At 65.6% G+C, this 11,394-nt stretch carries 10 protein-coding genes; 2 read left to right on the top strand and 8 right to left on the bottom strand.

Annotated features, from left to right (window positions below):
• Positions 1–206: 206 nt before the first annotated feature.
• On the top strand, positions 207–2,015 hold the full coding sequence (locus tag VB672_RS20990; protein WP_329786163.1) for a type I secretion system permease/ATPase: 1,809 nt from the start codon (positions 207–209) through the stop codon (positions 2,013–2,015).
• Positions 2,015–3,364: an HlyD family type I secretion periplasmic adaptor subunit gene (locus VB672_RS20985; protein ID WP_329786162.1), complete on the top strand. Its 1,350-nt coding sequence runs from the start codon at positions 2,015–2,017 to the stop codon at positions 3,362–3,364. Before VB672_RS20990 ends, VB672_RS20985 begins: the two co-directional genes overlap by 1 nt.
• Positions 3,365–3,480: 116 nt before the next feature.
• On the opposite strand, the gene VB672_RS20980 is transcribed toward VB672_RS20985, so the two are convergent.
• The 8 genes from VB672_RS20980 to VB672_RS20945 form a co-directional block, all read right to left on the bottom strand.
• On the bottom strand, positions 3,481–4,842 hold the full coding sequence (locus VB672_RS20980) for an NAD(P)/FAD-dependent oxidoreductase (RefSeq protein WP_329786161.1): 1,362 nt from the start codon (positions 4,840–4,842) through the stop codon (positions 3,481–3,483).
• Positions 4,843–4,977: 135 nt separating this feature from the next.
• The gene (rocF, locus tag VB672_RS20975; RefSeq protein ID WP_329786160.1) at positions 4,978–5,928 is read right to left on the bottom strand and encodes an arginase; all 951 of its coding nucleotides are present in this window, start codon (positions 5,926–5,928) and stop codon (positions 4,978–4,980) included.
• 90 nt (positions 5,929–6,018) lie between these two features.
• Positions 6,019–6,183, bottom strand: coding sequence for a DUF1427 family protein (locus tag VB672_RS20970; protein WP_329786159.1), 165 nt, complete (start codon positions 6,181–6,183; stop codon positions 6,019–6,021).
• Positions 6,184–6,186: 3 nt separating this feature from the next.
• On the bottom strand, positions 6,187–6,429 hold the full coding sequence (locus VB672_RS20965) for a DUF1427 family protein (protein ID WP_329786158.1): 243 nt from the start codon (positions 6,427–6,429) through the stop codon (positions 6,187–6,189).
• 1 nt (position 6,430) lies between these two features.
• Positions 6,431–7,252, bottom strand: coding sequence for an alpha/beta fold hydrolase (locus VB672_RS20960; protein WP_329786157.1), 822 nt, complete (start codon positions 7,250–7,252; stop codon positions 6,431–6,433).
• Positions 7,253–7,272: 20 nt separating this feature from the next.
• A complete protein-coding gene (locus VB672_RS20955; protein ID WP_329786156.1) occupies positions 7,273–8,904 on the bottom strand; it encodes an MFS transporter in 1,632 nt (543 codons plus the stop codon).
• Positions 8,901–9,326, bottom strand: a complete 426-nt coding sequence (locus VB672_RS20950; RefSeq protein WP_329786155.1) for a DoxX family protein — start codon at positions 9,324–9,326, stop codon at positions 8,901–8,903. The genes VB672_RS20955 and VB672_RS20950 overlap by 4 nt, the downstream gene beginning before the upstream one ends.
• 10 nt (positions 9,327–9,336) lie before the next feature.
• The gene (locus VB672_RS20945; protein WP_329786154.1) at positions 9,337–11,211 is read right to left on the bottom strand and encodes an amidohydrolase; all 1,875 of its coding nucleotides are present in this window, start codon (positions 11,209–11,211) and stop codon (positions 9,337–9,339) included.
• Positions 11,212–11,394: the final 183 nt, after the last annotated feature.

Here is an 11,394-nt window from a genome sequence, read left to right as displayed (position 1 = left end):
ATTTAAAAGAGGTTGGACCAATTGCAGAACGAAAGTTTGGGTTACACGTTCTAGTTGGGCTATTTCCACGTCTGGTTCGGATTAAATGGGCCGCAACGGCAAAACGGGGCCCGCCACACCCCCGCGGCCCCGCCGCGGCGCTCGCGCACCATGCTCCAGCAGCGCGAGCGCCAGCCCAATTCTCCTGAAGCGCCTGGAGACCGCGTATGGCCCTGAACTGGATGAAGGTTCGCCACCAGACCGAGGTGGAGCATGCCTTCCGGCTGTGTCGTTATTCGCTGGCCCTCGTCGCGGGCTTAAGCTTTTTCGTCAATCTGCTCGCTCTGACCATGCCGCTCTACCTGCTGCAGGTCTACGACCATGTGCTGTCGAGCCAGAGCCTCGACACGCTCTTCATGCTCACCCTGATCGTCATCTTTGCGCTGGCACTCCACGCGGTCATAGAGGCCCTGCGGCGCGAAATGCTCGCCCGCGTCGGTGCCTGGCTCGAGGAACGCCTGCAGGCCCCCGTGCTCACCGCGGCGGTGCAGGCGGCGCTGCGGGCCGATCCGGCGGGAGCGGCCCAGGCATGGCGCGACCTCGGCACCCTGCGCCAGTTCTTCGGCGGTTCCGCGTGCACGGCCCTCTTCGACCTCCCGTGGACACCCATCTTCCTGTTGGCCATGACCCTGGTCCACCCGCTGCTCGGTGCGATCGGCATCGTGGCTTCTCTCATCCTGTTCGGCTTTGCATGGCTCAACGAGACCGTGACCCGGGCTCCCTTCGCGCGGGCTGCCGCGGCCTCGTCCGAAAGCCAGCATCGCTTCGAGTCGCTCATGCGCAACGTGGAGGCGATCACCGCCATGGGCATGCTGCCCGGCGTGGCGCGCATCCTGGCCGACGAGCAGGCGCACGCAAAGGCAGCTCAATTGTCCGCGGGATCGCGCGCCTCGGCGATCCAGGCTCTGGCCCGCTTCGTTCGCTTCATCGCGCAGGTACTGGTGATGGCGGCAGCCTCGTTCCTCGTGATCCGGCACGACGTCAGCCCGGCGGCGATCTTCGCCGCTTCGATCCTGCTCGGCCGCTCCCTCGGCCCTGTCGAAGGCGCGATCGGCACCTGGAAGGCCGTTACCAACGTGCGGCTCGCCTATGACCGCATTCGACGCATCATGCAGGCTGCTCCACCGCCCGTGAAAGGCATGGAGCTGCCCGCGCCCAGCGGCCTGCTCGAAGTCGAGCAGCTCACCTACGTGCCGCCTGGATCGACCGAGCCTGTCGTGCGCCGCCTCTCGATGATGGTCTGCGCCGGGAAAGTGCTGGGCGTCGTCGGGCCATCGGGGGCCGGAAAATCGACGCTCGGCCGCCTGATCGCCGGAACCGTGCCGCCGACAACGGGGCATGTGCGCCTCGATGGAGCGGACGTCGGCGTCTGGATGGCCTCCGGCGGCCATCGCTACTTCGGGTACCTGCCGCAGGACGTCGAGCTCTTCGCCGGCACCGTCGCGGAGAATATCTCCCGCCTGTCCGAGGCGAGTTCCGCGGATGTGATCGCAGCGGCCCGGCTCGTGGATCTCCACGACACGGTCATGCGGCTGCCCAGAGGCTATGACACCCATATCGGCGAAGGCGGGGCGCGGCTTTCCGGCGGCCAGCGTCAGAAGCTCGGGCTTGCGCGTGCGTTCTTCGGCGATCCGCGCCTGATCATTCTCGACGAGCCCAACGCCAGCCTTGATCCGGAAGGAGAGGAAGCGCTGCGACGGGCCATCGACGAGATGAAATCCCGCGGCGCGACGATCATCGTCATCGCTCAGCGTCTCGGCATCCTGTCGGTTGCCGACAATGTGCTCGTTCTCGACAACGGCATGGTCAACGCTTACGGCGAGCGCCGCGAGATCGCCGAAAAGATCGCACAGGGGCGCACCGCGATCCGGGTCGCGCAGCAGGCGAAGGCGAAGCCTGACGCGCACATGCCGAAGGTCAATGAAGGGCCTATGATCGCCGCGCCGGGGCAGCAGGTCGGCAAGGGAGCCGCGTAATGGCCAAAACATCTCCCGTCATCGATCTCTCCGATGTCCTACCCCCGCCTCCGCCTACACCGTTCCAACGGATCCGATGGCTTGCAGCCGTCGCCTTCGGGCTCGTGGTCGTGTTCATCGGCGGCTTCGGAATCTGGTCGGTCACGGCGCCGCTGGAAAGTGCCGCCATCGCGGTGGGCTCGGTCGAGGCCGAGACGAGCCGCAAGACGGTGCAGCATCTGGAAGGCGGCATCGTGGCCAAGATCCTGGTGAAGGACGGCGATGCGGTGACGACCGGCCAGCCGCTGATTCAGCTCGACGACACGAGAGCCAGATCCACGGCGCAGGCGCTCCAGGGACAGCTCCGTGAGGCGCAGGCCCGGGAGGCGCGGCTGCTCGCCGAACGCGACGGGCATGACACCATCACGTTCCCGCAGCTCCTCCGCCAAGTGGCCGGAAAGGATCCGGCGCTCGCCGAAATGCTCACCGGGCAGCAGCGCATCTTCAACAGCCGCCGCCAGCTTTACCAGTCGCAACTTGCCGTTCTGGTGCAGCGGCAGCAACAGATCTCGCGCCAGATGCTGGGACTGCGCTATCAGGTGAACGCGGCGGAGAAACGCGCGGAGATCATCAAGAAGGAGATGGAATCCATCGCGCCGCTCGTCGCCAGGGGCGTCATCGCTCAGCCGCGCAAGCTCGCCCTTGAGCGTGAGCAGGCCGAAATCGACGGGCGGCGAGGCCAGGCACAGGAAGAGATGGCGCGTGCTGAGCAGGGAGTAGGCGAGGCCAACGCACAGATTCTGAAGCTGCGCAGCGACCGGGAGGCCGAGATCGCCCAGAGCCTCCGCGAAGTCCAGGCGCTCGTCTTCCAGCTCTCCGAGCGCTCCGAGGCCGCCCAGGACGTCCTCGCCCGCACCCAGGTGCGTGCACCCGAGGACGGTGTCGTCACCGATCTACGGATCCGGACACCCGGCGGCGTTGTGGCGGAGGGGCAGCCATTGCTCGATCTTGTGCCGAAGCACGATCGCCTCATCGTCACCGCCCAGGTGAGGCCCGACGACATCGATGTGGTCCATCCCGGATTGCCGGCCCAGGTGCGGCTTATGCCATACAAACACCGCCGCATCCCTCCCGTGGAGGGTACTCTGACCTATGTCTCGGCCGACCGCATGACTGAGAAGACCACCGAGCGCTCCTTCTACACGGCACGTATCAGTCTCGACGAGAATTCACTGTCTTCGTTGCCGGGCGTCGAGGTGATGGCCGGCATGCCGGTCGAGGTGCTGATCAGGACCGGCAAGTTCACAGCAGCCGGTTACATGCTGCGCCCCGTGATGGACAGCTTCAACCGCGCCTTCCGCGAGGACTAGGGTTTACGTGCAGGATTCTTCACCTGCGGCAAATGACTGTGCCCGAAATACTCGGTCTGCGCAGATGATCGATGATGGCCGCAGCCCTGCTGCGCCCTATCCGAAGTTCCAAAGGTCTATCGCCAGTCCGCCCTGTCTGATCGCGCCTGATCCCGACCGGGTCCGTGGCTCGCTTCGACGGAACCAGGTAGCGGGCGTATCTTCTCATTCCGAGCCATCGTCTGTGCAGCAGGGCTATCGACGATGAGGCGTGCTCCCCGCTGATAGGTCAGGTAGTTCCACAGCCAGCTGAACGCCACGACGGCGCGGTTGCGCAAGCCGATCAGGAAATAGACATGCGCGAAGCCCCAGAAGAGCCAGCCGATGAAGCCAGTCAGATGAATGGACTTGAGCTTCACCACGGCAGCTTTACGACCGATCGTGGCCAGATCGCCCTGATGGCGATACCGGAACGGACCGGGCGGGGTCTTGTCTTCGACCTTTGAGGCGATCACCTCGGCCACATAGCGACCCATCTGCTTGGCCGCCGGAGCAATTCCGGGTACCGGTTTTCCGGTCGCATCGGCGGCTGCCGCCGTGTCGCCGATCACGAAGATTTCGGGCCTGCCAGGAACCTTCAGATCGGGCCCGACCATGACCCGCCCGGCGCGATCCCGTTCCGCTCCGAGCCACTCGGCGGCCGGAGAGGCCACCACGCCTGCTGCCCATATGATCGTGCCGGCGTCGATTCGCGTCTCCTCCAGATCGACGCCGGTTTCATCGCAGCTCGTGACCCGTGCGAGCGTCCTGACCTCCACGCCCATCCTCTCCAGGGCTTGGCGGGCATAGGCTGACAGGTCCTCGGGAAAGGCCGGCAGCAGGCGAGGTCCCGCCTCGATCAGGATCACCCGGGCGGCGTGCGGGTCGATTCGTCGGAATTCGGACGGCAGCGCATGATGGGCCACCTCCGCGATGGCTCCGGCCATTTCAACCCCGGTGGGGCCGCCGCCCACGACCACGAAGGTGAGAAGGCGGCGTTGCTCGTCATGATCCTCGGTTAGTTCGGCGTGTTCGAAGGCGAGAAGGACCTTTCGGCGTATGGAGGTCGCGTCCTCGATCTGCTTCAATCCCGGTGCGACGGAGGCCCATTCCGGATGCCCAAAATAGGAGTGCGTGGCGCCTGTGGCGAGGACGAGATAGTCGTAGGGGATAGTCACCGATCCCGCATGGACCATACGCGCGTCCGCATCGATGCCGGTGACATCCGCCAGGAGCACCGCCGTGTTCTTCTGCCGCCTGAGGATGCCGCGGATCGGCCAAGCGATGTCGGCCGGTGACAGGGCCGCCGTGGCGACCTGGTAGAGCAGTGGCTGGAAGTAATGGTAGTTGTGCCGGTCGATGATCGTCACATCGACCGGAACCCGCGCCAAGGACTGAACCGCCGTCAGCCCTCCGAACCCGGCCCCGACGATTACGACCTTTGGTCTTTCAGCGGTCATAAGGATCCTCGCCGTCATCACCCAGGAAAGGTACGCTTTTCGGCAACCCATCCCGCGCAGCCTAACTAGGGCGGCGGCGGCGGACTTCCGCATTCAAAGTCATTCTCGCAGCACTCAATGCCCGCTCTCACCCACTCAGCCGATCTTCGGGGTATAGCGGTAGCTCTGGGTTGGGCGGTCCAGCACCCGCCGCCCCATCAGGCTCGCCACAAGATCGACCATGAGCAGGGCCGTGCGTCCGCGCTCGTCGAGAAACGGGTTGAGCTCGACCAGATCAAGGCTGCCCACGAGACCGCTGTCGTGAAGGATCTCCATGATGAGATGCGCCTCGCGGAACGTCGCCCCGCCGGGAACCGTGGTCCCGACGCCGGGAGCGATCGCCGGATCGAGGAAGTCCACGTCGAGGCTCACATGGAGAATCCCGTCTGCCGCTGCGACCCGCTGCAGGAAGGCATTGAGGAGCGACACGACGCCGTTCTCGTCAATCGACCGCATGTCGTGAACCGTCACGCCGGCGCTTTGCAGCGCAGAACGCTCCGCAGGATCCACGCTGCGGATGCCCATCATGCAGACGTTCTGCGGCTTGATGGGAGCGGCCGGGGTGGGAAAGTAGCCCTCGAATCCATCGCGGCCCGTTGCGTAAGCCATCGGCACCCCATGCAGGTTGCCGCTCGTAGTGGTGGCGAGGGTATGGAAATCCGGATGCGAGTCGAGCCACAGGACGAAGAACTCGCGGTCTTCTTCCGCAGCGCGTCGGGCGAGCCCGGTCATCGAGCCGGCCGAGAGGCTGTGATCGCCGCCGGCGAAGATCGGCATGCCGTCGCCGCTGGCCTGATAGGCGGCTTCAGCGATGGCTTCGGTCCAGGCGACAGTCTCCGAGAGGGCTTTGATGGCGGCGTTCGGATGCTGCAAATTCCGGAGCGGTTTGGGCACGACGTTGCCGCGATCCTCGACGGCGTAGCCGAGGTTTTGCAGTTCTGTGAGCAGGCCAGCGGTTCGAAAGGCGCTCGGGCCCATGTCGCAGCCGAGCCGGCCAGCGCCCTCCTGGACCGGTACGCCCAGAACGATACACGGCTTCGACGTCATTCTGTTCTCCCTCGAGCTCTGCCAGGTCAACGGGCAGCCATTGTGAGTTGAACAGTAAAGTTTGACAAAAGGATAATGCCGGCGAAGCCCTCACCGAACTCCCATGAGTGGTTCCGCGAGCAGGAAGCCGGCCGTCATGGCAACCACCAGCAGGGCTCCGGCGAGTCTGGGAGGGGCGGGAGACGGGATGTCGAACCAGCGGCAGAGGGCCCCGATGGCAAAGGCCATCAGCAATCCGGCAAGAAATTCAAGCATGGATCACCCCACCTGCCGGTCCGATGCGCCGCGCGCCGCCCGCGTGAGGCCATCAGACCCGCCACAGTTCGCGCGCTGGGATGCCTCGCGCCTCGACGCGAAGCGATCCACGATCTCGTAACCGGCTGACATGGCCAGAACGAGCGCTGCTCCCGTGAGAGCCAGGGGTGCCGGAAGCGGCAGTCCGGCAAGACGGCACACGATCCCGACACCGAAGGCAAGGAGCAATCCGAGCAACAGTTTCATTCTAGCCTTTGATGAAGGCGAGGACGTCGGCGTTGAACCGGTCCGGCTCGACCTCCGCCAAGCCGTGCGAACTGCCCGCATAGACCTTGAGCTGGGCACCCTCGACGATCTTCGCGGCCTTTTCTGCCGAGGCCTTGATCGGAACGATCTGGTCGTCATCGCCGTGGATCAGGAGCGTCGGCTTGTCGATCTTCTTGAGATCCTCGGTGTAGTCGACCTCCGAGAATTCATGGATGCAGTCGTATTCGCCCTTGATGCCGCCCATCATGCCCTGAAGCCAGAAGGATTCGCGCAGGCCTTCGTTGACCTTCGCGCCGTCGCGGTTGAAGCCGTAGAACGGCATGGTGAGGTCCTTGAAGAACTGCGAGCGGTCGCCGGCGGTGTTCTTGCGGATGCCGTCGAAGACCTCGATCGGCGTGCCTTCCGGATTGGCGTCGGTCTTCAGCATGAGCGGCGGTACCGCACCGACGAGGACCACCTTCGCGACCCGATCGGTGCCGTGGCGGCCGATGTAATGCACGACCTCGCCACCGCCCGTGGAATGGCCGATCATGATGATGTTTCTGAGATCGAGCTTCTCGATCAGCTCGGCCAGATCGTCCGCATACTGATCCATGTTGTTGCCGTCCCAGGTTTGGTCCGAGCGGCCGTGGCTGCGGCGGTCATGGGCGATGACGCGATAACCCTGCTGGCCGAAGAACAGCATCTGGCCGTCCCAGGCATCGGCCGAAAGCGGCCAGCCGTGCGAGAACAGGATCGGCTGACCGGATCCCCAGTCCTTGTAAAAGATCGTGGTGCCGTCCTTCGTCGTGATAGTCGCCATGGGGTGCTCTCCTTCTTGCTTCAAAGTTGACGTCGTCCCGGCCTGTCGACGGCCAGGAAGTGTTGAACCAGGGGCGGTTCCGCGCCCTGGTGGAAGCGCCGGGCCGCGGCCTGGATGTCCGCGTCGACCTTCGAGACCCTCTTGTGCTGGCGCAGGTGCTCGGCCCAGGATTCGACGAAGAACCACTCGACGAGATGCTCGGGATCCGCTGCATCCTCAGAGACGCCCCAGGCATAGGCGCCATCGCGGCGACGCCCTTCGGAAAGACGCTTGAGGGCTTCCAGGAATGCGGCGTGGTCCGCCTGTCGGATGCGATAAGTGACCATGATCATCACCGGCCCCCGATCATGCGCGACCGGTTCGGCCATAGCCGGCTCGGGCCAGTGCAGCGACGGCGTCAGATCGCCTTCGCCGGTCGGCAGAGCAGCGCGATGAGCCAGCACGGCGACCACGACAAGACTGAGCCCGGCCGCGATCAGGGTGGCGTCCGTGCCGATCTCCTGCGCCAGGAAGCCCCAGCCCAGGCTGCCCGCCGCCATCGCGCCGTTGAAGGCGGTGAGATAGATCGCAAGCCCGCGGCCCCGGATCCAGTTTGGCAGAATCGCCTGCATGGTGCTGTTGAGCGTCGTCAGCATGGCGATCCAGGCGGTCCCGAGCACGAAGGTCGCGGCGATCGCGACGATTTCGGAATCGGTCAGGGCGAGAAGGGCGGTCGCGCCGGCGGTCACGAGAGTAGCGGTGAGGACCAGCCGGTCCTGTCCGAGACGGGTGCGGGCCCGCGGCAGCAGGATGGCGCCCACGATGGCGCCTGCCCCGACGCTGCCGAGCAGCAGGCCGTAGAAGCTCGGTCCTCCGCCGATCTCCTGCCGCGCCACGATAGGCAGAAGGGCCCAGACGGCGCTGGCGAAGGCGAAGAACAGGACGGCCCGCCACAGGATGCGATGAAGGTCGCGGCTCGCCCGGGCGTAGCGCAGTCCGGCGCGCAGCGCGCCGCCGAAGTTCTCCCGCAGGCCGTCGTCGGCATCCGCCTCGCGCCGCCACCACAGCAGGGCGCCTCCGACGACGACATAGGTCAGGACGTCGAAGCCGTAGACGGCTGCGGCGCCTAGCCCGGCCAGCAGAAATCCGCCCAGGGCTGGCCCGATGGACCGGGCGATATTGATGCCCAGCGAGTTGAGCGCCACAGCACCTTTCAGATCGGATCGCGGAACGAGTTCCGGCGTGATTGCCTGCCATGCCGGGGTCGCCAAAGCCGCTCCCACGCCCCCGAGGAAGGTGAGAACGATGAGGCTTTCCACCGAGACGCTGTCCGTCCAGGCCAGAATGGCGAGGAGGGAGCTGACGCACCCGAGAACGATCTGGAGCGCGATGAGGAGGCGGCGCCGGTCGAGAATGTCGGACAGGACGCCGGCCGGAATGGCGAGCAGGAAGAACGGCAGCGTGCCGGCCGCCTGGATCATGGCGACCGATGCAGGCGAGGGGGAGATCTCGGTGACGAGCCAGGCGGACGACACGTCGCGCATGAAGGTGCCGATATTACCGAGCACCGTCGCCGTCCAGATCACCGCAAAGAGGCGATGGCGGAGAGGCGCGAAGGTGCCGGGCGGCGGAGAGGCCGGCGCTTCGGCGATCCTGGCCGGGGTCTCCGTCATGCGCGCATGCCTCGACCGTTGGCAAGCAAAGCCGCAAGAGCAAGGCCCCCGACAATCGCGACGTGCTCGAAGAAGGTGGCGGTCTGCCGGCCGCGGTCGAGCCCCTCGAAGGCCCAGAAAGGGTGCGCAAGAAGGGTCGCCAGGATCGTGAACCCCGCCAGCACGCCCGCGCCGAGCCAGCAGGTGCGGCGGGCCAGGAAGAAAACGGAACCGCCGATCTGCGTGCCAATGACGAGCCCTGCGATCAAAGCGGCCGGCCGGAGGCCAAGCCCCGCGACCTCATTCACGGCGCCGCCGAAATCGGCGAGTTTCACGATCCCGCTGATCAGGAAAGGAGGCGCGAGCGCAAGGCGCGCCAGATAGTCGAACCCGGGCAGGGCCAGCATCTGAGCGATGGGGCGGGGAGCAGCGATGACGGTCATGACCCTTCTCTCAGAATGCCCAGCAGGAGCAGCCGAGGGCGCCCCAGAAGGATCGCGAATCCGACGTCGGTGGGGCGGAGCCCCAGGCACCGGCATGGGAATGGCCATGCACCCCGCAGGTGTTGGCGCAGCCGCAGGCTGCCGCTGCGAACGCGTACTTGCGGTCCGTCTCGAGGCCGGCGCGGCGCTGCTGATAGCCGCCGAAGGTGCGGACGGGCGACCAATCCGGCATCGGCGGGGGCAGGGGCGGCGCGAGATCCTTGAACTCTGCATCGCCGTGAACCGGCTTGCCGCCGAGCAGGGTGAGAACCGAGGTGATGTCCTGGATCGCGTCTTCCGCAACAGAGAAGTAGTCGTCGGACAGGACGGCCAGATCCGCCAGCTGCCCTGCCTTGATCTGTCCCTTCTTGCCTTCTTCCGTGGAGAACCAGGTGTTGGCTTGCGTCCACAGGCGCAAGGCGGTTTCCCGGTCGAGGCGGTTCGCGGCCGGATAGAGCGTCAGCCCTCCGAGGGTCTTCCCCGTCACGAGCCAGGACAGGGAGACCCAGGGATTGTAGGACGCTACGCGGGTCGCATCGGTGCCCGCGCCCACCGGAACGCCGGCGTCCAGCATGCGCCGAATGGGCGGCGTGCGCTCTGCGGCCCTGTCGCCGTAGCGTTCCACGAAATCCTCACCCTGGAACGCCATCCGGTGCTGAACCGCAATGCCGCCGCCGAGAGCTGCGATGCGGTCGATGTTGCGGTCGTCGATGGTCTCGGCGTGATCGATGAACCAGTGCAGCCCTTCGAGCGGCACGTCCCTGTTCACCTTCTCGAACACGTCGAGAGCCCGCGTGATGGTCTCGTTATAGGTGGCGTGCAGGCGCCACGGCCAACGGTTCTGGGCGAGCAGGCGGACGACGGGCTCGAGATCGGCTTCCATCGAGGGCGGCATCTCGGGCCGCTCTACCTTGAAGTCCTCGAAATCAGCCGCCGAATAGACCAGCATCTCGCCGGCGCCGTTATGGCGGTAGAGATCATCGCCCTGGCCCGGCGTCACCTGCTTGGCCCAGCTGTCGAAGTCCTTCAGCTCTTCCTTCGGCTTCTGGGTGAAGAGGTTATAGGCGAGGCGCACGGTGAGCTGACCCTCCCGGTGCAGCTCCTCGATGATCCGGTAATCGTCCGGATAATTCTGGAAGCCGCCGCCGGCATCGATGACGCCGGTCACCCCGAGCCGGTTCACCTCCCGCATGAAGTGGCGCGAGGAATTCTTCTGGTACTCGGGCGGAAGCTTCGGACCCTTGGCGAGGGTGGCATAGAGGATCGTGGCGTTGGGCTTGGCGATCAATAGACCCGTCGGATTCCCCTGGGCATCCCGCTGGATCTCGCCTCCGGGCGGGTTCGGGGTGTCCTTCGTGTAGCCGACGGCGCGCAAAGCTGCTCCATTCAGCAGCGCGCGGTCATAAAGGTGCAGAATGAAGACGGGCGTGTCAGGGGACACGGCGTTGATCTCGTCGAGGGTCGGCAGCCTCTTCTCGGCGAACTGATGGCCCGTGAAGCCGCCGACCACCCGCACCCATTGTGGCGCCGGCGTGCGGTCCACCTGCTCCTTCAGCATCCGCATGGCATCGGCCAGGGAGCGCACGCCGTCCCAGCGCAGTTCCATGTTGTAGTTGAGGCCGCCGCGGATGATGTGCATGTGGCTGTCGATCAGGCCGGGGATGACCCGACGGCCCTGCAGATCCACGCGACGCGTGTCGGGGCCTGACAGAGTCATGACCTCCCGTTCGTCCCCGACGGCGACGAAGCGCCCATCCCGAATGGCCAATGCGGAGGCTTCGGGGGCCTGACGATCGAGAGTCGTGATCCTGCCGTTGAACAGGATCAGGTCGGCGGACGTAGTCATCGTCTGAGCCTCCAAGCCTTTGGGAAGAGCAAAACCGGCCCCGAATGCGCCAAGGCCGGCGAGAACCGTACGACGATCATGAGGCATGGACATAGCCGGTGTTCGCTCGTTGCTGCCGTTCAGGGAACCACGAGAGCAGAGAAGGAAGGTGCGGGTGCAGGGCATTTCCCTGCGCCCGCGCAA

Source organism: Microvirga sp. CF3016 (genome assembly GCF_036314085.1).
Classification (GTDB): domain Bacteria; phylum Pseudomonadota; class Alphaproteobacteria; order Rhizobiales; family Beijerinckiaceae; genus Microvirga.
Note: the sequence above shows the minus strand (reverse complement) of the source record. Positions and strands in the feature narration are given on the sequence as shown.